The 22,606-nt window shown below is 45.1% G+C and carries 17 protein-coding genes, 9 tRNA genes, 2 rRNA genes and 1 riboswitch; of the genes, 4 read left to right on the top strand and 24 right to left on the bottom strand.

What is annotated here, in order from left to right; genetic code table 11:
* Window positions 1-139: 139 nt before the first annotated feature.
* The 3 genes from ACUXV2_RS20950 to ACUXV2_RS20940 all read right to left on the bottom strand — a co-directional run bounded on the left by ACUXV2_RS20950 (window position 140) and on the right by ACUXV2_RS20940 (window position 2,864).
* Window positions 140-850, bottom strand: coding sequence for an EAL domain-containing protein (locus ACUXV2_RS20950; protein WP_446244995.1), 711 nt, complete (start codon window positions 848-850; stop codon window positions 140-142).
* Window positions 851-941: 91 nt separating this feature from the next.
* A riboswitch (cyclic di-GMP riboswitch) is annotated at window positions 942-1,023 on the bottom strand.
* A gap of 108 nt (window positions 1,024-1,131) precedes the next feature.
* Window positions 1,132-1,719, bottom strand: a complete 588-nt coding sequence (locus ACUXV2_RS20945) for a DNA-3-methyladenine glycosylase (RefSeq protein ID WP_446244994.1) — start codon at window positions 1,717-1,719, stop codon at window positions 1,132-1,134.
* 92 nt (window positions 1,720-1,811) lie between these two features.
* Window positions 1,812-2,864, bottom strand: coding sequence for a DmpA family aminopeptidase (locus tag ACUXV2_RS20940; RefSeq protein WP_446244993.1), 1,053 nt, complete (start codon window positions 2,862-2,864; stop codon window positions 1,812-1,814).
* 311 nt (window positions 2,865-3,175) lie between these two features.
* On the opposite strand from ACUXV2_RS20940, the gene ACUXV2_RS20935 reads away from it, so the two are divergent.
* Window positions 3,176-3,955, top strand: a complete 780-nt coding sequence (locus ACUXV2_RS20935) for a CAP domain-containing protein (RefSeq protein WP_446244992.1) — start codon at window positions 3,176-3,178, stop codon at window positions 3,953-3,955.
* A gap of 52 nt (window positions 3,956-4,007) precedes the next feature.
* Here ACUXV2_RS20935 and ACUXV2_RS20930 read toward each other — a convergent pair whose 3' ends face one another.
* On the bottom strand, window positions 4,008-4,454 hold the full coding sequence (locus ACUXV2_RS20930) for an N-acetyltransferase family protein (protein WP_446244991.1): 447 nt from the start codon (window positions 4,452-4,454) through the stop codon (window positions 4,008-4,010).
* A gap of 233 nt (window positions 4,455-4,687) precedes the next feature.
* Between ACUXV2_RS20930 and liaG the strand changes: the two genes are divergently transcribed.
* Window positions 4,688-5,551, top strand: a complete 864-nt coding sequence (liaG, locus tag ACUXV2_RS20925; RefSeq protein ID WP_446244990.1) for a LiaG family protein — start codon at window positions 4,688-4,690, stop codon at window positions 5,549-5,551.
* A gap of 44 nt (window positions 5,552-5,595) precedes the next feature.
* Here the strand turns inward: liaG and ACUXV2_RS20920 are convergent, their stop codons facing one another.
* Entirely contained in the window at window positions 5,596-6,291 is a 696-nt protein-coding gene (locus ACUXV2_RS20920; RefSeq protein WP_446247119.1) for a YqcI/YcgG family protein, read from the bottom strand.
* A gap of 143 nt (window positions 6,292-6,434) precedes the next feature.
* Window positions 6,435-8,588, bottom strand: a complete 2,154-nt coding sequence (locus ACUXV2_RS20915; protein WP_446244989.1) for an FUSC family protein — start codon at window positions 8,586-8,588, stop codon at window positions 6,435-6,437.
* A 272-nt stretch (window positions 8,589-8,860) separates the two neighbouring features.
* On the opposite strand from ACUXV2_RS20915, the gene ACUXV2_RS20910 reads away from it, so the two are divergent.
* Window positions 8,861-9,139 carry a DUF1292 domain-containing protein gene (locus ACUXV2_RS20910; RefSeq protein WP_446244988.1) on the top strand — a complete coding sequence of 93 codons (279 nt, stop codon included), beginning with the start codon at window positions 8,861-8,863 and terminating at the stop codon, window positions 9,137-9,139.
* A gap of 46 nt (window positions 9,140-9,185) precedes the next feature.
* Here ACUXV2_RS20910 and glmS read toward each other — a convergent pair whose 3' ends face one another.
* The 6 genes from glmS to sigW form a co-directional block, all read right to left on the bottom strand.
* The gene (gene glmS, locus ACUXV2_RS20905; protein WP_446244987.1) at window positions 9,186-10,988 is read right to left on the bottom strand and encodes a glutamine--fructose-6-phosphate transaminase (isomerizing); all 1,803 of its coding nucleotides are present in this window, start codon (window positions 10,986-10,988) and stop codon (window positions 9,186-9,188) included.
* 506 nt (window positions 10,989-11,494) lie between these two features.
* Complete coding sequence (gene glmM, locus ACUXV2_RS20900; protein WP_446244986.1) at window positions 11,495-12,844, bottom strand: phosphoglucosamine mutase; 1,350 nt, start codon at window positions 12,842-12,844, stop codon at window positions 11,495-11,497.
* A 25-nt stretch (window positions 12,845-12,869) separates the two neighbouring features.
* Window positions 12,870-14,108 (bottom strand): CdaR family protein, encoded by a 1,239-nt coding sequence (locus ACUXV2_RS20895; RefSeq protein WP_446244985.1) that lies wholly within the window; start codon window positions 14,106-14,108, stop codon window positions 12,870-12,872.
* Window positions 14,101-14,937 carry a diadenylate cyclase CdaA gene (gene cdaA, locus ACUXV2_RS20890; RefSeq protein WP_446244984.1) on the bottom strand — a complete coding sequence of 279 codons (837 nt, stop codon included), beginning with the start codon at window positions 14,935-14,937 and terminating at the stop codon, window positions 14,101-14,103. Before cdaA ends, ACUXV2_RS20895 begins: the two co-directional genes overlap by 8 nt.
* Window positions 14,938-15,174: 237 nt before the next feature.
* The gene (locus ACUXV2_RS20885; protein WP_446244983.1) at window positions 15,175-15,807 is read right to left on the bottom strand and encodes a zf-HC2 domain-containing protein; all 633 of its coding nucleotides are present in this window, start codon (window positions 15,805-15,807) and stop codon (window positions 15,175-15,177) included.
* 15 nt (window positions 15,808-15,822) lie between these two features.
* Window positions 15,823-16,386 (bottom strand): RNA polymerase sigma factor SigW, encoded by a 564-nt coding sequence (sigW, locus tag ACUXV2_RS20880; protein WP_446244982.1) that lies wholly within the window; start codon window positions 16,384-16,386, stop codon window positions 15,823-15,825.
* Window positions 16,387-16,554: 168 nt separating this feature from the next.
* Here sigW and ACUXV2_RS20875 point away from each other — a divergent pair, with 168 nt between their 5' ends.
* Window positions 16,555-16,719, top strand: coding sequence for a Spo0E family sporulation regulatory protein-aspartic acid phosphatase (locus ACUXV2_RS20875; protein ID WP_446244981.1), 165 nt, complete (start codon window positions 16,555-16,557; stop codon window positions 16,717-16,719).
* Between the two features lie 169 nt (window positions 16,720-16,888).
* On the opposite strand, the gene rocF is transcribed toward ACUXV2_RS20875, so the two are convergent.
* The 12 genes from rocF to ACUXV2_RS20815 all read right to left on the bottom strand — a co-directional run bounded on the left by rocF (window position 16,889) and on the right by ACUXV2_RS20815 (window position 22,601).
* Window positions 16,889-17,791, bottom strand: coding sequence for an arginase (gene rocF, locus ACUXV2_RS20870; protein ID WP_446244980.1), 903 nt, complete (start codon window positions 17,789-17,791; stop codon window positions 16,889-16,891).
* Window positions 17,792-18,381: 590 nt separating this feature from the next.
* A tRNA-Ala gene (locus tag ACUXV2_RS20865) sits at window positions 18,382-18,457 on the bottom strand.
* 54 nt (window positions 18,458-18,511) lie between these two features.
* Window positions 18,512-18,584, bottom strand: a tRNA-Lys gene (locus ACUXV2_RS20860).
* Window positions 18,585-18,588: 4 nt separating this feature from the next.
* A tRNA-Gln gene (locus ACUXV2_RS20855) sits at window positions 18,589-18,663 on the bottom strand.
* A 59-nt stretch (window positions 18,664-18,722) separates the two neighbouring features.
* Window positions 18,723-18,806, bottom strand: a tRNA-Tyr gene (locus tag ACUXV2_RS20850).
* A 14-nt stretch (window positions 18,807-18,820) separates the two neighbouring features.
* A tRNA-Thr gene (locus ACUXV2_RS20845) sits at window positions 18,821-18,896 on the bottom strand.
* Window positions 18,897-19,029: 133 nt separating this feature from the next.
* Window positions 19,030-19,105 (bottom strand) — tRNA-Val (locus ACUXV2_RS20840).
* Between the two features lie 39 nt (window positions 19,106-19,144).
* Window positions 19,145-19,219 (bottom strand) — tRNA-Glu (locus tag ACUXV2_RS20835).
* Window positions 19,220-19,241: 22 nt separating this feature from the next.
* A tRNA-Thr gene (locus ACUXV2_RS20830) sits at window positions 19,242-19,314 on the bottom strand.
* Between the two features lie 2 nt (window positions 19,315-19,316).
* Window positions 19,317-19,391, bottom strand: a tRNA-Asn gene (locus ACUXV2_RS20825).
* A gap of 9 nt (window positions 19,392-19,400) precedes the next feature.
* Window positions 19,401-19,517: ribosomal RNA gene (rrf, locus tag ACUXV2_RS20820) — 5S ribosomal RNA — on the bottom strand.
* A gap of 148 nt (window positions 19,518-19,665) precedes the next feature.
* A 23S ribosomal RNA gene (locus ACUXV2_RS20815) occupies window positions 19,666-22,601 on the bottom strand.
* Window positions 22,602-22,606: the final 5 nt, after the last annotated feature.

Genomic DNA, 22,606 nt, shown 5'->3' with positions numbered 1-22,606 from the left:
CTTTTTCTTTTTCCTTCAGTTTAATGGATAATGTAAATTTTTTCAATTTTATTTCAATTTAAACAATTTTGTTTCAACTATTTTTGATATATTAAAAAAAGATCAGGTAAACGCCCTGATCTTCATTCGTTCAAATGAATTATGCGAGCAGCTGGCTCGGTCGGCCAAGAAAATAGCCTTGTCCGATCGTGATGCCAAGTTCCTTGGCCACTTGCATATCTTCTTCTTGTTCAATTCCTTCTAATATGATGATTGTGTCACTTCCATAAAACTGACTAAAAAAAGAGATGAACCGCTGCTTCCTTTCACTCTCAGCCAAATTTTTTGCAAAATAACGATCAAGTTTGATGATATCCGGTTCAAATTCGATGGACTTTTTTATCGAAGCCGTCCCTTGTCCGAAATCGTCAATGGCGTATAACACATTGTATTGTTTCAGATTCTTCAGAGCCTTCAGCAATAACGGGTTCTGCCAGAGCTCATCTGACGTTGATTCATTCAGCTCGAATACAAGGCGACCCTGCAGTTCAGGGTAGGTCCCCATGAGATAGTCGAAATATTTATGAAAGCTTGGATGTAAGATCGTGGTCACATAAACATTAACGAACAGCCGTCCATTCTGATTCCGATTATGCAGGAAGCCCTCAATGGCTTTTGATATAGATAAGGTATCAAGCTTATATAAAATGTTAGCCCTCATAGCTGTCTGGAAAAGCGTCTCGGGATTCTCCTGAAGTTTATTCCTCAGCAGCGCCTCGTATCCAAAAAGCGATTGACTGCGATCAATTGTATATAAAGGCTGATAATCATGATAAATAAAGTCATCTTGAAAAATCGTAAATATATTCATAAAACCCCTATACTTTCTTTATCGTAAGTTTTTGGAACAGAATTCCCCGTTTTCAAATAAAAAAGACCACATGAAAGAACGTATGAATACGTTCGTATGTGGTCGGTTGCGCTACTAGCTCCCCAGAATGTAAGCGCCCATCTATCATTCAGGTTCACAGCTCCCAATGCGAATATTATCATTTTATGTAGAAAATAATCTTAATAAGTAAAATATACCATAAAACTAGTACATTGGGTGTAGTTTTTCTTTATTTGTTTGAAAATTTAGAATCTGATGCACTATCTGGAAACATAAGGGTTACCCTTCACCCAGTAGCGCCATGGATAATCCCTTGCTTCTCCGGTATTGTCGATCCCGATTCTTTTTCCGGAAGCAATTTCGGCAGGGGTATAACCTTCTGCAATCATGATCGGAGGCCCGGTGTAAAACCTTCCATAGTCCTCCATGGTAATCCCTAAAGCTTTCGTCAATTTACCGGGTCCGCTTGTCCAGTTTTTCATCGGCTGGCCTTTTCTTCTTTCCATCATTAAGTCGAGACCCTCCAAAGGTTCGACCGCCCTGATTAAAATGGCATTCGGCACCCCGACTTCAGCCGATACGACATTAACCAGGCAATGGGTATGCATCAAATATGTATAAACCCGGCCTGCTTCATGGAACATGATCTCTGTCCGCTTTGTCCGGCGATTGCCAAAGCTGTGGGCTGCCCTGTCTTCAGGACCCAGATAAGCTTCCGTTTCCACTATATAGCCTGAAGCAATTCCTTCCTCCGTTTCCTTTACTAATACACAGCCTAACAGTGCTTGAGAAAGTTCTAAAGTCGGCTGTTCGTAAAAAGAAAGAGGCAAAGGTGTGTAGTTCATCATTTCACATCCCTTATTGTCATTCCTTCTTTTTATATTTCCTCTTTCCCCACAGGAAAAAACCTTTTATTACAGCGGGCTTCTTTCCATATTCTTTACTTCTTCAAACCGATCAGCAGCTCCAACGGAATGGCTTCCACTTGCCGCTCATTCCTTCCTGTCGTTGTTTCCGCTCCCGCCAGGGCATTCCATATCGCTTCCTCGACACTATCTACAGCCATTTCAAAAAGTGCAGAAATGATCTCACCATCTTCTTTAATGAACGAGTAAGACACCGTATTGTCTTCAGTTGGTTGATGCGGTACTCTGTGTGCAGTCGAAAAGGCCAGGACGATATCGCCGCTCCCATGAGCCGCATAAGAACCGGTCCGGGATAAGCCGAATGAGGCCCGCTTTGCCAGCCTCTTAAGCTGCCTCTCATTCATTGGCGCGTCTGTCGCCAGGATGATCATAATGGAGCCATCAGGAATCTCACGTTCTTCCTTTTTTAATTCTTCGGGGATGCGCAGATCTTTGCGCCTGCCAAAATTCGTAACCACAAGGGCGCCCACTGAATATACCTCATCGCCGAACGTGTGCTGCCTGGAACTAGTCCCGATGCCTCCCTTATAGCCCAAACAGAGCATTCCGGTTCCAGCCCCTACGCAACCTTCTTCGACGATTCCCGAGTGAGCCTTGTTTATCGCTTCCCTGGCATCATCCGGGGAAACGTGAAGCCCCCGGATGTCATTCAGATACCCATCATTGCACTCCCCAACGAAAACATTGACTGTCCCTGTGGTATCCCCAATCTCCGGGCTTTCCTCCAACAAATATTGAACCGTACCTTTCATGACATCCCCGACCGAAAGAGTGTTGGTCAGCATGATCGGGCTTTCCAACACGCCCAATTCCTCGATTTGAATCGTCCCCGCCGTCTTGCCGAACCCATTGATCACATGGCTCGCGGCGAACACTTTATCCCTGAATATATTCCCTTCATGGGGCAAAACAGCCGTGACACCTGTACGCACCGTTGTGCCGTTACTTTCATAATGAAGTGTCTGGTGCCCCACTTTAACACCTTCGATATCAGTAATGCTGTTAGCATGCCCGCAAGAATAAGAACCAATCTCCACTCCCAGTTCACGCAGTCTTTTCCTCTCCATTAAAGCGAACACTCCTTTCTGACATGTACTTTTACAATTCGTTCTGGAACAGGTGATTACCTCTTTTGATGTCTTGTTCGGTTTGGTGCCAGGCACAATTCAACTGTTTTGTGCCTGGCTCAATTCCGCTGTTTTGTGCCTGGCACCAACCACCTCAACTCAACCTAAACACACCGATGAATTCCTCTCCCCAATTCTCCCACATATTTCAGAGGATACCTCCTGCAGAAGGTGCAAATATTAATAACTGTCATCAATCCTGGCCAATTCCGGCCGGGAGAATGCATCATAAAAATTTGGAGGAAATGAAATTGAAAAAACATCTTAGACTGTTAAGCATATGTACGATTGTTCCCTTAATGCTGTTAACAGCATGTAACACGAATAATGGGAATGAAAACATGACAGATACCCAAGACGTCACTTATGATCCTGTAAACTATGGGAACTTAGATAAGCCTCGTACCGATTTAGACCGTAATAGAACGACAAATATGGGCGGGTATAATGTAAATGAGGGGAATCAAACCGCTCTTCATCGTTTCATGGCCCCACTTGATCCCAATGGGACATTAAAGGAGTTTACACATTTAGATCCGGGTGAAGCGTTCACTCCAGACGGTGATAAAAAGGCTCAAGAACCAAACACTGCACAACCAGAGCCACCAGCGAATCAGCCTCAGGAAAAAGCTCAGCCTTCAGAGGCAAGTGGATTTGTGAAACAGGTGGTTGATTTAACGAACCAGGAACGCAAAAAGAATGGGCTTGGTGCTCTTAAAGCGGATGGAGAACTTGCCAATGTCGCAGAGATGAAGTCAGAGGATATGAAAAATAAGGATTATTTTTCCCATACTTCTCCGACTTACGGATCGCCATTTGAGATGATGCAAAACTTCGGGATTCAATATTCATCTGCTGCAGAAAACATTGCAGTTGGACAGGAATCACCTCAATCGGTTGTAGATGCCTGGATGAACAGCCCAGGTCACCGCAAAAACATCCTGAACGGTCAATTGACACATATCGGTGTAGGAATCGCCAAAGACAGCAGCCAAGGGATATACTGGACACAGATGTTCATCGCAAAATAATATCTTCGTCTATGAAAAGAAGGACCGATTCATCATCGTGTCCTTCTTTTTTTTACAAATCCAGCTTCATGAATTTATTTAAATCCATGAATCCCAATTTTTCATATAGTTTTATCGCTTGTTCATTACTGCTGTACACATTCAAACGGACCTCATCATATTCCATCTCTTTCAGCTCTTTTAGTGCCTGTTTCAATAGAGCAGTCGCAACCCCATTGCCCCGAAACGATTTCTTTACATATACGTCATTGATCCAGCCAATTTCTTTTCCAGTTACCCAATCGGTGCTTTTATCAACCTGAACCCAGCCCAACAGCTTCCCGCTTGATCTGGCTGCAAGAAAATAAGCACCAAACTTTTTCGAATGTTCATACGCCTTAATCATTTCTTCTTTATGATTTTCAAAAGGGATCCCAGTTGCTTCTTCCCGATTTATACCAGCCAGTTCATAAATTTCGTGAATTTCTTCTTCATTGGCTCTACCGAATATAACGGACATGAATGTTCCTCTCCTTTAATGACGACTATATTTTCATTATAAACAGGATCATTAGGGAGGAATATCCTTTTTTTACTCAGATAAGTTGGTTGTTGCATTTCATTCATTGCTTACTATCCCATACGTCTCAGGACCGAGTGAAAAATAATTCCTGAGCGTCATTGTTGGGAAACGAGGCTTCCAGTACAATAAAATTATAAATTGGAAAAACAAACCAAAGGTAGGGGATGTAGATGAAAAATATTTTTGCTGTCATCATTGCGATATTGGCTTTAGGGGCACTTTACACCATTATAAATGATCAAACATCGTTGTTTGCCAAAGAAAATAAATCAGGGGATGCCGTACAAGTGACCAACGATGTGGATTCAATTGAATTGCTGCTGGAAAGCGGTGAGACCGAAATCATTCCTGCAGATGGGAATGAAGTGAAAGTCGAAATAGATGGAAAAGGAAAACTCACACTGAAAGAGAAAGGAAATACGATCGAAGTTGAGGTAAAGCATAAATGGTACCAGTGGATTGCCTTCAACCGCAAATCAGATATCACCGTTTATATTCCAAAGGATTATGACCGGAACATGAACATTGAACTTGGATCTGGTGAAGTTATCTTTACTGGCGGATCTACGTCCAAACCCATGAAGCTGGATACATTCACAGTAAGGATGGGATCGGGTGATATTGAACTGGCTAACTTCGATACAGAAGTATTCGATCATAAGGGATCGTCAGGTGATTTAACCATTGAAAATTTATCAACTAAAAACGGTAAAGTGGATCTAAGCTCGGGCGACGTCGAAATCTCGAATTATGAGGGGCCGCTTAGCGGAGATGTTTCTTCCGGTGATGTAACGGTCATGATGAAGTCTCTGACAGGGGACATAGACTTTGATGTCAGTTCAGGCGAAGTGAATCTGGACCTCCCCGATGACGCCAGTTTCACCTTGGATGGACGTGCAAGCAGCGGTGATGTGTCATCAAACTTCCCGCTAAAGAATCGAAAAGAGGAGGATGGCGACCTCAGCGGTACAGCAGGTAACGGAAAGTACCAAGTGAAGGCTTCTGTCTCAAGCGGCAGTGTGGATATTTATTAGCAAAAAAGTGTCAAACCTTCTAAGATGAGGTCTGACACTTTTTTCTATTTATGCTGAAATGGACATTTCCCTTCAATCGGTTCAATGTCATCTCCTATGAAGTACTGCTTCCACTCCCGATGCTCAGGATCACCGTAATGGCTGATATTGGGGTGCTTCGGAAGGCCGTCCCACTTCTCCACACGTTCCCGTACTTTTTCACGTGACATGATGCCTCCTTTGGAGGTACCTTCTAATCCTTCAAATATCCTCCTCGGCTGAAAGCCCAATACAAGGCTGCTTCCAAGATCACGGGTTTTCCGCTGCTTATAGGCAGGCGTATTCCCGAAAACGAAATACGGTTCTTCAGCAAATGAAAATGCCCATAAGTGGTGATCGGGATCTTTTGGATAATCCGCCGGCCACAGTTTGTGATCCTTCTCATGCAGAAATTGAAGGATGTTCCAGAAATAGTCACGATAATAAGGAATACCCTTCTCTTCCTTCTCGGGTTCTACAAAGAGGAAGAATCCATGACGGATGAGACGCTCTCCTTCAGGGACATCGAATAGCCGGTTGAATTCCTGAAGAGTCCGAGGCAGGTGCTCCCAATTGTCATGACTTATATATGAGTAGCGAAGTTCGCCTTTTTTCTCACCCGTCATGCCAAAATAACAAGGGAACGTTTTGTCCGTCACGACTTCATGAAAATGTTGATATTCCTCCGTGACCCACTGCGGGACGATGTCCGGATTGGTCATATCTTCTTTCGTAAATAAATAACTTCTTTTGCCTGACACAACTGCCACCTCACTATTTTTACAGATGGTAGTTTGTACCCTTGGGGAGGCTGCTTAAAACAAATGATGTGGAAATTAATCGTAAAAAAAAGGAGAAAACAGTTTTAGCTGTTTTCTCCCTTTGTATCTACTACCTCTGCCCCGACTTCCTTGCCGATTGCAAGAATCGATTGGTTGATCCTCCATATATAATAGAGGTGGTGAATGATGTCCAATTGAGAGCGGAGTCTGCTCGGGGCAAGCTTCTCGACTTCTGCCCGTTCCTCACTCAGACTCCAGAAAGAGGCTTTGCTCTCGGCCCCTTTCATCAGCCCGCGCAGGGACTCAATATTGTGTGTAAGTTTCTCTTCTGTTTCTTCTAATATTGCATATAAATGATCCGTTACCTGCGGATCGGCTTTTCTATTGGATGAGGCAAGCAGATGCTTCGCATAATAATTGATGGCTGTCGTCACCGTGATCCACCTTCCGATTCCCGACCGGGTGAGGGCGCCGGGTCTTTGAAGGATCGATGCTGCTTCGTCTTTGACGGCTTGGAGCTTCTGGTCGAGGTGGAATGCCTGATCTGTCAGCTGAACGTTCTCTGTTTTCATAAAACTTTTCAAATAAGCAGATACATATCCTTCAAGCTCCTGGAAGAACTCATCGAGCGCGTCCCCAACCTTATCCTTTGTTCTCTTTGGCAGCACAAGTGCAGACACACTTAAGGCAATCACCACCCCTGCAATCGTATCCAGGACTCTCGCCCCCATTAATTCCATGCTGATTCCGCCCAATAATAAATCATACATAAACGCAATCAGCATCGTGATGAATAAACTCATCATCGTATAGGAAACGGTAAACAAATAGAGGGCCATGAATAAGACTAAAAAGAGCAGGAAAACTTCAAGCTCGGACTGTCCGGACACAAGCTTTGCCGCACCGAACCCTATGATGGCCCCGATAACCGTGCCGACAGATCGTTGGAAGCCTTTCATATATGTTCTGCCCACTGACTCGGTACCGATCTGAATGATAAAGGTGGTCAGCAGAACCCAATAAGGCTGAGTCGGTGAGATGATTTCTCCTACGATGATAGCAAGGGTACCAGCGACCAGCGCTTGAATGCCTTTTCTAGTCTGCGGCTTGAGGGCCCGATCAATTAAAGGCTCATCTTCCTTCTCTTCCGGTTCATCCATAGCCGCTTCATCTGCTGATTCCATTTCCTTTCCGGGCTTTTTAAGTGACTCCTGGATGGTCAGGGCCGCTTCCAGCACGTGATTCGCAATCGATTCAATCCTTCTTAAGAGATACACTCCTTTAGGCTTTTCTTCTTGACTAAGAAATTCAGTCAGAAGCAGCCGAAGTCCCTGAATGGCTTTTTCCGCTTCCTCCAAGTAATGAGGATCATAATTATGTGCCAGCACCTCGGCATCCCGGAGTGAACGGATGACCCAGACCAACAGACGCCTCACTTCTACAGATTCAAGCGCGTCAAGTTCCTTCAAGCGTCTGAGCGAATCCGTCAAGGTTTGGACAAGCATTTCCGTATCGAACACATACAACCGTAACTGAGACGATTCAATGCCCGGCCACAGCTTTTTTAGATCCTCATCATTGATCTCAGAGGATACAATTCTGGCATAATCGTTTAAACGATTCACATTTCGATAAAGTAGCTTTCTCCTCTTCTCGCTGTTTTCTGGGTCTTCAATCATTTTTATCAGAATCGTAAATGTCACATTCGATTGGATATGGAATGAACGCATACTTCTGCGCAGAACGTGAACGGATCCCTTAAACAAGACAAAACTGTAGAAATAAACGTATAGAACCCCGATGATTATTCCAATATAAAACCACATGAGATGTGCGGCATCCAACTGCAAAATGAACGACATATAGATGGCCATGAATCCTGCCATCCCCATCGAAAAATACCGGATCTGAAACCGCGAAAAATAAAAAGCCGAGAAAATGACCAGCACCATCAGCCCGTTCACCAGCAGACTATAATGCGCCAGTAATGAACCGACCGTTATCCCAAAAGCGACCGACACCCCAATCAGCACGGTCGTCACTTTCTTCTTCGCTTCGGTGTCATCCATCACGATCATGACTCCAAGCATGCCAACGAGCCCCGCTACAATGGCTGGGGTAATCGCCTGATAATCCCATAGATTGAGGAGAAGAAGCATCGTAAACACAGCAGATATCAAACTGATCGTCGCCTTGCCTGCCTGCTGAAACCTCTTCCGCCCTGGATCCGAAGCCAAGAACCTCCCTATCCATACATGTTGTCTATGTAAATGTTTCATTTCATCATCATACCTCTACCATTGAAGTAATTTCTTATATCGTACCCTTCTCAATAAAAAAGTAACCTGGACTGTCTAAACAGCAGGTTACTTTTTGTGTCGGTGCAACATAAGGAACGATTTCCTTTATGTTATTTTTACGATTATACGGGTTTTGGGGGTGGAGGTAAAGGAAAGTGCTTATAACTACAGTAACTTGGAGAGATTATAAAACTATATGGAGGTGTATAATGGAGAGAAACGTAAGAGATCCAATTACCGTAACAGATGAAAACGGTGATGAAATGCATTTAACAGTAGAAGCTTTATTTGATATGTACGATGAAACATATGCCCTCTTAAAAACCCGGGATGAAAATCAGGACATGCTGGTGATGCGAGTTGAAAATGAAGGCAGTGAGCAGTATCTGGAAAGTATTGAGGACCCCAACACAATAGAAAATATATTGGATGCCTATGAAATTGCATTGGATGCACATCCTACCGATCAAGATTCATTTGAGCATTAAAAAACCCATTACCGCTGATGTCAGCGGTAATGGGTTTTGTCTTTTCTTACTCAACCGTAACCGACTTAGCCAGGTTACGCGGCTTATCTACATCACAATCGCGGTGCAGAGCAGCGTAGTAAGAAATCAATTGTAACGGAATGACAGAGATAAGAGGTGTTAACATTGGGTTAACCTCTGGGATGACGAAGCGGTCTTCTTCGTCTTCTAAGCCTTTCATGGAGATGATGCAAGGGTTAGCTCCGCGAGCCACTACCTCTTTCACATTTCCACGGATGCTTAAGTTTACAGCTTCCTGAGTTGCAAGAGCGACAACCGGTGTTCCTTCTTCGATGAGGGCGATTGTACCGTGCTTAAGTTCTCCACCGGCAAATCCTTCTGCCTGGATGTATGAGATTTCTTTAAGCTTCAATGAACCTTCAAGCCCTACATAGAAGTCAAGGGAACGTCCGATGAAGAAGCAGTTGCGTGTTGTTGAAAGATATTCGCGTGCGATTTCCTCGAATTCTTCCTTCGTATCACATAGAGCTTCCATAGCCGTCGCTACAATTCCAAGTTCTTGGATTAAGTCGAAGTCCTGAACCGTTCCACAAGATTGACCCGTTACGTGAGCCAGGATCGCCAATACAGCCAATTGAGCTGTGTAAGCTTTTGTGGAAGCTACTGCAATTTCAGGTCCTGCGTGAAGAAGAAGTGTGTAATCCGCTTCACGGGATAGAGTGGATCCTGCTACGTTTGTAATCGTAAGCGCTTTGTGGCCCATCTCTTTGACTTGAACAAGAACGGCACGGCTGTCAGCCGTTTCACCGCTTTGAGAAATAAAGATGAATAATGGCTTCTCTGATAGAAGCGGCATATTATAGTTGAACTCACTCGCAACATGGACTTCCACAGGGATTCCTGCGCTCTTCTCGATGAATTGCTTTCCTACAAGGCCGGCATGGTAGCTTGTTCCGGCAGCGATGATGTAGATGCGGTCCGCTTCTTTCATTGCGCCAACGATCGGCTCATCGATGTGAAGCTCGTTGTTCTCGTTTTGGTATGCTTGGATGATTTTACGCATCACCAATGGCTGCTCATCGATTTCTTTCAGCATGTAATGAGGGTATGTTCCTTTTTCGATGTCACTTGCATCAATTTCAGCCGTGTAAGGAGCACGTTCCATTACTTCCCCGATCAGGTTTTGGATTTCAACCTTCTCTTTTGTCACGATGACCATTTCTTTATCCATCAGTTCAACGAATTGATCCGTTACTTGGATCATCGCCATTGCATCACTTGCTACAACGTTGAAGCCTTCACCAAGACCTACAAGCAGCGGGCTCTTGTTTTTACCGACAAAGATCGTTTCATCGTTTTCAGCATCCAATAGCGCGATTGCATAAGAACCTTTAAGCAGCATCAATGTTTGACGGAATGCTTCTTCTACCGCGTTTCCTTCTTCAACAAGCTTTTCAATCAATTGAACGATGACTTCTGTGTCCGTTTCACTCTTGAACTCAACATCTGTAAGATATTGACGTTTAAGCTGTGAGTAGTTTTCGATTACTCCGTTATGAACGATCGTGAAACGGCCTGAAGTACTTTGATGAGGGTGAGCATTCACTTGGCTTGGTACACCATGTGTCGCCCAGCGCGTATGTCCGATTCCTGTGTTGCTTGCTACATTCTCATCAACGATTCCGCGAAGATCAGCGATACGGCCTTTTTCTTTGAATACGTGGATTCCATCCGCGTTTTGAACGGCAATACCTGCAGAGTCATAACCGCGGTACTCAAGCTTCTCAAGACCTTTTAATAAAATTTCCTTTGTATCTGAATTTCCAATATATCCTACGATACCACACATAATTAAATATCCTCCCTGAATGGAAAAGGGGGCAAGATATCTTTTGGGGACAGCCTGCCCCCTTATCTCAATTGTCATTAGTTTTAGTAAGTCACTGTTTATCTTCCCTTTGTGCATCAAGTTGCCTCGATGTTTTGAGAAAGAATCTAACGGCTCCGTAACTTCATATAACCGGGAGGCATCCGCCGAACACTCGATTGAACCTCCACCTCGTCAACTAAACGGCTCGTTCCCGTTTAGTCCTGGCGCTTTTTAAAATGGTATTTATGGACAATCCACCTTTCCATATTTGAATCAAATCTGCTGTTTCCAAATTTTTTGAAAATCAAAAACAAAATCATCATACACCAGCAGGAACTCTCGCGTCAATAAAAATATGAACACCGGAATCAGTTGTCACCACATTGTTATCTTCCCGCAACAATCTCTACATAAACACAAAAAAATTACCACATTATTAAATATGCACAAGGGGAGTGTTTTGTACCCCTTGTGCATAAAAACAGTTATTCGTTTAGTCCCATTTCTTCTTTTACCACTTGGGCAATCTCATCGACGTATTGTGTGCATAATTCTTCAGTCGGAGCTTCAGCCATCACACGCACAAGTGGCTCAGTGCCTGACGGGCGTACAAGAATGCGGCCGTTTCCGTTCATTTCTTCTTCCACTTTCCCGATGACGCTCTTGACCTTTTCATTATCGGTTACATGATGCTTGTCTGTTACACGGACATTCACAAGCTTCTGAGGGAACTTCTGCATTTCTCCTGCCAGCTCGGATAATGATTTGCCTGTTACCTTCATGATATTCACAAGCTGAATACCCGTTAACAGTCCGTCACCAGTCGTATTGTAATCGAGGAAGATGATATGTCCTGACTGTTCACCGCCCAGGTTATAGCCATTTGTTTTCATTTCTTCTACTACATAGCGGTCACCGACTGCTGTCTGAATGCTTTGAATCCCATGTTCTTCAAGGCCTTTATGGAAGCCTAGATTACTCATGACAGTCGATACGACGGTGGATTGCTTCAATCTGCCTTCAGACTTCAGATACTTACCACAGATATACATGATTTGATCACCGTCTACGATGTTTCCGTGCTCATCAACGGCAATGATGCGGTCCCCGTCACCATCAAATGCGAGTCCGACATCCGCACCTTTTTCCTTCACCATCTCAGCAAGTGATTCAGGATGAGTGGATCCGACTCCTTCATTAATGTTCAATCCATCCGGAGAAGCACCCATCGTCGAAATGTCTGCATCCAAATCAGCAAATAAGTGAGTCGCCAATGAGGATGTGGCACCGTGAGCGCAATCCAGTGCAATATGTAAACCATCGAAATCTTCGTCCACAGTCTGCTTTAAGTATTGAAGGTACTTCTGTCCGCCTTCGAAATAATCACTTACCTGTCCTAAATCCGCACCGATTGGACGTGGAAGGGTATCTTCCGTTTGATCCAAGAGCTCCTCGATTTCATTTTCCTGAGCATCCGATAATTTAAAGCCGTCCGGACCGAAGAACTTAATTCCGTTATCCCCAACAGGATTATGAGAAGCAGAGATCATCACTCCCGCTTGGGCACCAAGCGCTTTCGTCAAATAGGATACCCCCGGAGTTGAGATGACACCAAGACGCATCACTTCCGCACCGATAGAGAGCAGCCCGGCAACTAACGCACCTTCCAGCATATGCCCGGAAATACGGGTATCTCTCCCAATCAGGATCTTAGGACGTGTCGCATCCTTTGTCAGGACATAACCTCCTAATCGGCCAAGTTTAAATGCCAATTCCGGTGTTAATTCCGTATTCGCTACACCTCTTACACCATCTGTTCCAAAATACTTACCCATTGAAATTCTCTCCTTTTCACAGCTCTTATGCTGAAGTGTTCTTTTCTTTAATCTGTATTTTCACTGTATCTTGAGATAGCGTCCAATCAACGTTTTCAGGACCCACGGCATCGATTGCCACTTCATGCTCGCCGGGTTCAAGCCCGGCCAGGTCCAGCGCTAAGGTAAAATCTTCTTTTGTTATTTTTTCAACAGCACCATTTTCACCCTTTAATGTGGCATCAACCGCACCGTCCTCAGGTGTCAGTATGGTGTATTCGTACTCTTCCGCCAAGCCTTCAGGTGTCAGTTCAATTCCCGATAATTTTTTCTCGGCTTTCGTGTTTACGTCAATTTTGACCTTCACTTCTTCAGGGGCTACTTTATTTAAGCCTTCCTTCAAAGATAACGGGACAGAAATGGTCGTATCTTTCGTGATTTTACTTAAATCGATTTCAGCTGTAAGCTCTTCGATTGTATCCAATACTTCCTGTCTGCCGAACACGTTGGCTGTTTCTGGTTCGACCGATATGGATTCAAGGGTCGTCCCTTCCGGTAAGGAACCTTTTTCCTTTACGGCGATCGGGACTTCCTTGCTGGGGTTCACCACCGAAACGGTGACATCCACATATTCCGGTTCGATTTGGACATTGAGTTTGTTATATTCCCGGTCCAGCACCTGGACCTTCGCTTCTCTTGTGACATTTTCATTTATTTCACCCTCAATATCAAGGGTTGCTTTTACATACGCAATCTGGTCGATCTGATCCTTTGCCCCAGTAACTTTGACCGTTTTCGGATTCACAGATAAACCTTCTGCTTCAAATCCATTGGATAAGAGTCCTGAATTGAACTCGGGCTCTATCGTAAATTCCTCGGTCACTTTCTCCTGTACGGTCACCGTTACAAATTCCGGATTGATCTTCACCTTTAATTTATCCGATATATTATCGATTTCCACAGGAACCTGATGTTCCCCGATTCCTACATCATTCAAGTCAACATATACTTGAAAATCTTTTAATGTCTTGGTCGGCTGAACGATTGCCTTGGGCCCATCCACCGTTAGATTGACGGTTTCAGGCAGTCCAGAGACGACAAGGTTCTCTGAATCGTAAAAAACTTCAAGCGGTACATTCTGAATGGTGTCAAAGGACGTCTGGGGATTACTGCTGTTGTTCGCAGTCTTCTGGATATCATCAAAGTTCACTGATAAGTATAGGATGAAAGCCAGGAGTAACCCGACCACTCGCATGAACCATTTGGATTCCATGAATTTATCCATTTTCTTTCTTCCCCCTCCAGCTCCATTTTGATGAGGAAGCACTTGTCTTATCGCCAATCAGCTCCACAGTAAGGATTTCCTTGAAGCGTTCCAAAGACAGGTCGCGATGTAATTCTCCATTCTTTGTGATGGAGATTGCTCCCGTTTCTTCTGATACGACAACCGTGATACTATCCGTCACTTCACTTACACCCAGGGCTGCTCTGTGCCTCGTTCCCAGCTCTTTCGAAATAAACGGACTTTCTGAGAGAGGCAGATAACAGGCTGCAGCAGCAATTTGTCGTTTCTGGATAATGACCGCTCCATCGTGAAGCGGAGTATTCGGAATAAAGATATTGATCAGTAATTGAGAAGTGATCTTGGCATCAATCGCGATACCGGTTTCTATGTAGTCACTCATCCCTGTCTCTCTTTCAATGGAAAGGAGAGCACCGATCCGGCGTTTAGCCATATAACTGACTGCCTTCGTCATGGACTCGATCATTTGCTCCTGCTCTTCTTCCTCCTGCAAACCGGTTCTCGAGAACAAATGTCCCCTTCCCAGCTGCTCAAGTGCGCGGCGCAGTTCAGGCTGGAAGATGATGATGATCGCGAGGAACCCCCAAGTGAGCGCCTGCTCCATCATCCACCCCAGTGTATCCAAACCAAAGATACTACTGAGCCCCCTGACGATGATGATGACAAAAATACCTTTTAATAATTGAACTGCCTTTGTACCCTTTATAAGCATGATTAATTTATAAATAACAAACCATACCACAAGAATGTCTACGATATCCGAGACATAATCAAGGGCAGAGTAATCTGAAAATAGATCGGTAAACGGCATATTACATCCTCCAATAGCTTAATCGAAAGCGTAAGCCGCCATGTGGCTTCTTTTTCGTAACTTAACTATTATAGCACATTCTCAGTCTGTTACAGGTAAGATCCCATGGCTCTATATATTAATAATAACCAATGATACATTTATTCTTTAATTAAAGTATTCCGCAAAAAAACTGACATGAAACCTTGCATGTCAGTCAGGGACGAACATGTAATGTTTCATCCCTCTTATCATATCTTACTTTTCATCAAGTTGCGAATTTCCCCATTCAACTAAATCTTTGGCCCCGGTTTTCACCTGGTACCAAAGCCATTCGAATGCCGCATCGATTTCTTTGATTTCTCCAGTAACGGTACCGGCAGAAGCAAGGTATTGCTTCCCGTTAATGACGGTTACGTCCCCTGTCACTTTTCCTTCTATTTTCACATCCCCGTTCCGCACGGTCAAATCACCATTTACCACCTTGCCTTCAGGAACCACGACCGTGTGATCCTGTACGACCAGCGCATCATTTTTGGTGAATGAGAAATCCTGATGGTCATTCCACGAGGCAAACACGCTTCCTGTCATAAAAAAGATGAATAAAGCAGCCGCTGTCAGCAACGGGTGGTGGCGCAGCCATCTCTGTACGCCCACCTTTTTCTTTTCTTTCGGTAATTTGTCCATCACCTTATTTGTAAAATCATCAGGTGCACTGATATGGGAAGTGCTTTGTACAAACGCAATCGCTTTTTTCAGTTCATGAAAGTGATGCTGACACTCCTCACATTGCTGCAGATGATCCTTTAATTTTTGTTCATTTTCACTCATGATGTCGCCGTCTAAATAGTCGTGCATATAGTCGATCAATTCTTCAGGACAAGTTTTCATTTCCACTCACCCTCTCTATAAAGATTTTAATTGTTTACGAAGAGCTTCCCGCCCTCTATGTACCCTTGTTTTGACAGTACCTAAAGGCATATCCAGTATTTCACTGATTTCCTGCAGCGGCAGTTCTTCGATATATTTTAACACGATGACCGATCGATACTTCTCAGGCAGCTTGGAAATTTCCTTCTGTATCGTTTCCTGCAGCTCCATGTTTTCCACTTCATCCTCGGGCAACTGTACATCGGCTGCAACCTGTGAGTACATCGTCAATCCGTCCGTACCCGCCACTTCGGCATCCAGATAATAATCCGGCTTCTTCTTTCGTATCCGGTCAATACAAAGGTTTGTCGCAATCCTAAACAGCCATGTTGAGAACTTTCGCTTTTGGTTAAAGGTTTCAATATTCACATAAGCCCTGATAAACGCTTCCTGGGCTATATCTTCTGCTTCATGCCGGTTCCCAAGCATCCGATAACAAATCTGAAACACCTTATCTTTATAAAGCTCCACCAATTCAGCAAAAGCACTTTGATCGCCTTTCAACACTTGTTTTATCCGTTTTTTCACTAATGCTTCCATCTCAGTTATACCTCCGCTCTATGCGGCTATATTTATATACGTTATACCCTATAAAAAGGTTTCATTTTTTTTATAATATAATCCTAACAAATTTTTTAATAAAAATGTTTACATTTTATAGAAAAGGGGTATAAAAGGACTAATATTTAATGTACAGGGGGATTCACCATGAGTGGAAGGTTAAATAATGAGTTGCTGTATCAAATTGAAGACTGCCGGCGTCAAATGGTAGAACTCGCAAAAGAGTCATCATACGCTGATGAAAAAGTCGTCCATTTAAGCACTCGACTGGATAATCTGTTAAACAAATATCAACTAGTCAAACAAAATTGAAAGAAGATAGAAAAAGGCTGAAAACCTCATGAGGTTTTCAGCCTTATTTGTTTTATATCATTTTAGGGTTCACTGCGAGAAGCCAGTAAACCTTTGTAAGCCATTCATTCTTCTAGAGCTGTGTGGGACTGCATTGTGGTGACTGCCCCCCAGAGCCTCCTCAGAATTATTAAAGCAGTTTTTCTCCGAATAAGGATCCCATCAAGGCTACAGCTACGGTTGCAGTCTTATTTTTTTCATCAAGGATCGGATTGACCTCTACAAATTCCGCAGATGTAATGATTTTAGCTTCCTCAAGCATTTCCATGGCCAAATGGCTTTCACGGTAGCTGATCCCTCCAAGAACCGGTGTACCAACACCAGGAGCATCACTTGGATCCAGACCGTCCAGATCAAGGGATAAATGAACGCCATCCGTTCTATCCTTCAAGTATCCAATCGCATCCTCCATTACCTTCGCCATGCCCATGCGGTCAATTTCATGCATGGTATATACCTTGATGCCTCTTTCCTTGATAAGCTCTCTTTCTCCTTCGTCTAGTGAACGGGCCCCGATGATCACGATATTCTCAGGTTTGATCTTCGGCGTATCCCCACCGATGCTTGTCAGGTCTTCATGACCGATACCCAAGCTTACCGCAAGAGGCATTCCGTGGATGTTTCCTGACGGAGAAGTTTCCCCTGTATTTAAATCTCCATGCGCGTCATACCAGATGACCCCTAAGTTCTCATAGTGTTTAGAAACACCAGCCAACGTACCGATGGCAATACTGTGATCCCCTCCGAAAATCAATGGGAAATCACCGCTTGAAATCACTTCATCCACTTTAGATGCAAGCTTGCCGCTCGCTTCAGCAACCGCTTTCAAATTTCTCAAATTCGTATCCGGGTTATTATGTACTCGTTCAGCCTGGCCAATTTCAATATCGCCAAGGTCTTTCATTTCATACCCCAAATTTTCAAGTCGCTCAACCACTCCTGCATAACGGATGGCACTTGGTCCCATATCGACACCGCGTCTCATCTGTCCTAAATCCATAGGTACCCCGATAATTGAAATATTTCTGTTCATAGTTCATATTCCTCCTAACCCTTTTGTCTAACACTTCCTCTATTGTAGCCTGTAATTGAGCGATGACTCAACTGGACAGGATTGTGTATATATATGCGGCAGGGGGTGGGTTTAGGGAGGGGATTGTGGAAGAATATTAGGCCGAGGGCCATGTTATGGGCTTGTTTAGAAAACTGGCAGCGTAGAGATTTTTCGACAAGTGGCGTAATTAATTCGAAAGCGGCGCGATTATCGGGGTTCCGGTGTAATTAATTCGAAACTGGCGCAATTATCGGGATTCCGGTGCAATTAATTCGAAACTGGCGCAATTATCGGGATTCCGGTGCAATTAATTAAAATGTGGCATGATTATCCCCCATACCTGTTCCAATTACATGTTATAGGCTCCATGCAACTAAAAATACCACGTATTTTGACTGAAATCCTGCTAACAACTCAAAAATAATGGCCGCTATCCTCCATAAACAAACAAAATTTTTCTCTTGCCAGTGGTTTTACGAATGAATTTTACATTTTCCCTGCCACAAACACCAGCTACATAAAAAAACCCCAACTTTATTAAAGAGTTGAGGTTCTTAATGTCGTATGTATGGTGGAGCCTAGCGGGATCGAACCGCTGACCTCCTGCGTGCAAAGCAGGCGCTCTCCCAGCTGAGCTAAGGCCCCAATTAATGATATAGGAATTTCTCACATCCATGGGTAAGATGTGAGAAATAATGATGAGCCATGAAGGACTCGAACCTTCGACCCTCTGATTAAAAGTCAGATGCTCTACCAACTGAGCTAATGGCTCATAATGGCTGGGCTAGCTGGATTCGAACCAACGCATGTCGCAGTCAAAGTGCGATGCCTTACCGCTTGGCTATAGCCCAATATTATGACATAAAAAAGGGACATTACTAATATGTCCATTTCATTTTGAAATATACAATGGTGGAGGGGGGCAGATTCGAACTGCCGAACCCGAAGGAGCGGATTTACAGTCCGCCGCGTTTAGCCACTTCGCTACCCCTCCATAATGAGAGAAAATGGTGCCGGCAAGAGGACTTGAACCCCCAACCTACTGATTACAAGTCAGTTGCTCTACCAGTTGAGCTACACCGGCGTGTTAAATTTTTAAGTCTTGTCCAATTTTAGGACGATTATTTCCTTCGCTGTTAGTAAAGGAAGGAAAGATATTTTGCTGACGCAAAGATTAAGGACGCTTATTTTACTCCGCTTCGCTTCGTAAAAAAGCATGGTGGAGGATGACGGGATCGAACCGCCGACCCTCTGCTTGTAAGGCAGATGCTCTCCCAGCTGAGCTAATCCTCCGATATGTATGATGAGTTCTTTCATTATTGTGAAAAAACATGGTGACCCATACGGGATTCGAACCCGTGTTACCGCCGTGAAAGGGCGGTGTCTTAACCGCTTGACCAATGGGCCAGTCTATTTTTTAAAAAATAAAAGCTTCCAACCGGGCTCGAACCGGTGACCTCTTCCTTACCATGGAAGCACTCTACCTGCTGAGCTATGGAAGCAATGGCTCCGCAGGCAAGATTCGAACTTGCGACCGATCGGTTAACAGCCGATAGCTCTACCACTGAGCTACTGCGGAATGATTATAGCCTGGCGACGTCCTACTCTCACAGGGGGAGAGCCCCCAACTACCATCGGCGCTGAAGAGCTTAACTTCCGTGTTCGGCATGGGAACGGGTGTGACCTCTTCGCCATAGTCACCAGACAATATTGCTTACAATGACAAATATTATTATATAATATTTTCAATGGATTTCAAGGGTAAATTTTAAAAATTTATTCCCTGAAAACTAGATAAAGGATTGATGTCAAGAATACCGGTATTGCCGTTGTTCATTTAAAAATGACTCTTTGTGGTTAAGTCCTCGATCGATTAGTATCAGTCAGCTCCACATGTCACCATGCTTCCACCTCTGACCTATCTACCTAGTCATCTTCTAGGGATCTTACTCACATAAAGTGATGGGAAATCTCATCTCGAGGGGGGCTTCATGCTTAGATGCTTTCAGCACTTATCCCTTCCGCACATAGCTACCCAGCGATGCCTTTGGCAAGACAACTGGTACACCAGCGGTGCGTCCATCCCGGTCCTCTCGTACTAAGGACAGCTCCTCTCAAATTTCCTGCGCCCACGACGGATAGGGACCGAACTGTCTCACGACGTTCTGAACCCAGCTCGCGTACCGCTTTAATGGGCGAACAGCCCAACCCTTGGGACCGACTACAGCCCCAGGATGCGATGAGCCGACATCGAGGTGCCAAACCTCCCCGTCGATGTGGACTCTTGGGGGAGATAAGCCTGTTATCCCCGGGGTAGCTTTTATCCGTTGAGCGATGGCCCTTCCATGCGGAACCACCGGATCACTAAGCCCGACTTTCGTCCCTGCTCGACTTGTAGGTCTCGCAGTCAAGCTCCCTTGTGCCTTTACACTCTGCGAATGATTTCCAACCATTCTGAGGGAACCTTTGGGCGCCTCCGTTACTCTTTAGGAGGCGACCGCCCCAGTCAAACTGCCCACCTGACACTGTCTCCCACCCCGATAAGGGGCGCGGGTTAGAATTTCAATACAGCCAGGGTAGTATCCCACCAACGCCTCCACCGAAGCTGGCGCTCCGGCTTCCAAGGCTCCTACCTATCCTGTACAAGCTGTACCAAAATTCAATATCAGGCTACAGTAAAGCTCCACGGGGTCTTTCCGTCCTGTCGCGGGTAACCTGCATCTTCACAGGTACTATAATTTCACCGAGTCTCTCGTTGAGACAGTGCCCAGATCGTTACGCCTTTCGTGCGGGTCGGAACTTACCCGACAAGGAATTTCGCTACCTTAGGACCGTTATAGTTACGGCCGCCGTTTACTGGGGCTTCGATTCGCACCTTCGCTTGCGCTAAGCACTCCTCTTAACCTTCCAGCACCGGGCAGGCGTCAGCCCCTATACTTCGCCTTACGGCTTCGCAGAGACCTGTGTTTTTGCTAAACAGTCGCCTGGGCCTATTCACTGCGGCTCTTCGAGGCTATGCACCTCAAAGAGCACCCCTTCTCCCGAAGTTACGGGGTCATTTTGCCGAGTTCCTTAACGAGAGTTCTCTCGCTCACCTTAGGATTCTCTCCTCGCCTACCTGTGTCGGTTTGCGGTACGGGCACCTTTTTCCTCGCTAGAGGCTTTTCTTGGCAGTGTGGAATCAGGAACTTCGCTACTATAATTCGCTCGCTATCACAGCTCAGCCTTCACGATGACGGGATTTGCCTCATCATCAGCCTAACTGCTTAGACGCACATATCCAGCAGTGCGCTTACCCTATCCTCCTGCGTCCCCCCATTGCTCAAACGGAAAAGAGGTGGTACAGGAATATCAACCTGTTGTCCATCGTCTACGCCTATCGGCCTCGACTTAGGTCCCGACTAACCCTGAGCGGACGAGCCTTCCTCAGGAAACCTTAGGCATTCGGTGGATGGGATTCTCACCCATCTTTCGCTACTCATACCGGCATTCTCACTTCTAAGCACTCCACCAGTCCTTACGGTCTGACTTCACTGTCCTTAGAACGCTCTCCTACCACTGACACCTAAAGGTGTCAATCCACAGCTTCGGTGATACGTTTAGCCCCGGTACATTTTCGGCGCAGAGTCACTCGACCAGTGAGCTATTACGCACTCTTTAAATGGTGGCTGCTTCTAAGCCAACATCCTGGTTGTCTAAGCAACTCCACATCCTTTTCCACTTAACGTATACTTTGGGACCTTAGCTGGTGGTCTGGGCTGTTTCCCTTTCGACTACGGATCTTATCACTCGCAGTCTGACTCCCATGGATAAGTCTTTGGCATTCGGAGTTTGTCTGAATTCGGTAACCCGATGAGGGCCCCTAGTCCAAACAGTGCTCTACCTCCAAGACTCTTACACATGAGGCTAGCCCTAAAGCTATTTCGGAGAGAACCAGCTATCTCCAAGTTCGATTGGAATTTCTCCGCTACCCACACCTCATCCCCGCACTTTTCAACGTGCGTGGGTTCGGACCTCCATCCAGTGTTACCTGGACTTCATCCTGGACATGGGTAGATCACCTGGTTTCGGGTCTACGACCACATACTCATTCGCCCTATTCAGACTCGCTTTCGCTGCGGCTCCGTCTCATCGACTTAACCTTGCATGGGATCGTAACTCGCCGGTTCATTCTACAAAAGGCACGCCATCACCCGTTAACGGGCTCTGACTACTTGTAGGCACACGGTTTCAGGTTCTCTTTCACTCCCCTTCCGGGGTGCTTTTCACCTTTCCCTCACGGTACTGGTTCACTATCGGTCACTAGGTAGTATTTAGCCTTGGGAGATGGTCCTCCCAGCTTCCGACGGGATTTCACGTGTCCCGCCGTACTCAGGATCCACTCAAGAGGGAACGAAGTTTCAACTACAGGGTTGTTACCTTCTTTGACGAGCCTTTCCAGACTTCTTCGTCTACTCCGTTCCTTTGTAACTCCGTATAGAGTGTCCTACAACCCCAAGAGGCAAGCCTCTTGGTTTGGGCTACATCCCGTTTCGCTCGCCGCTACTCAGGGAATCGCATTTGCTTTCTCTTCCTCCAGGTACTTAGATGTTTCAGTTCCCTGGGTCTGCCTTCCATACTCTATGTATTCAAATATGGATATTGTTCCATTACGAACAATGGGTTCCCCCATTCGGAAATCTCCGGATCAAAGCTCACTTACAGCTCCCCGAAGCATATCGGTGTTAGTCCCGTCCTTCATCGGCTCCTAGTGCCAAGGCATCCACCGTGCGCCCTTCATAACTTAACCGAATT

This window comes from Rossellomorea sp. NS-SX7 (genome assembly GCF_052828565.1).
This window is presented reverse-complemented; position numbering and strand designations above follow the sequence as displayed.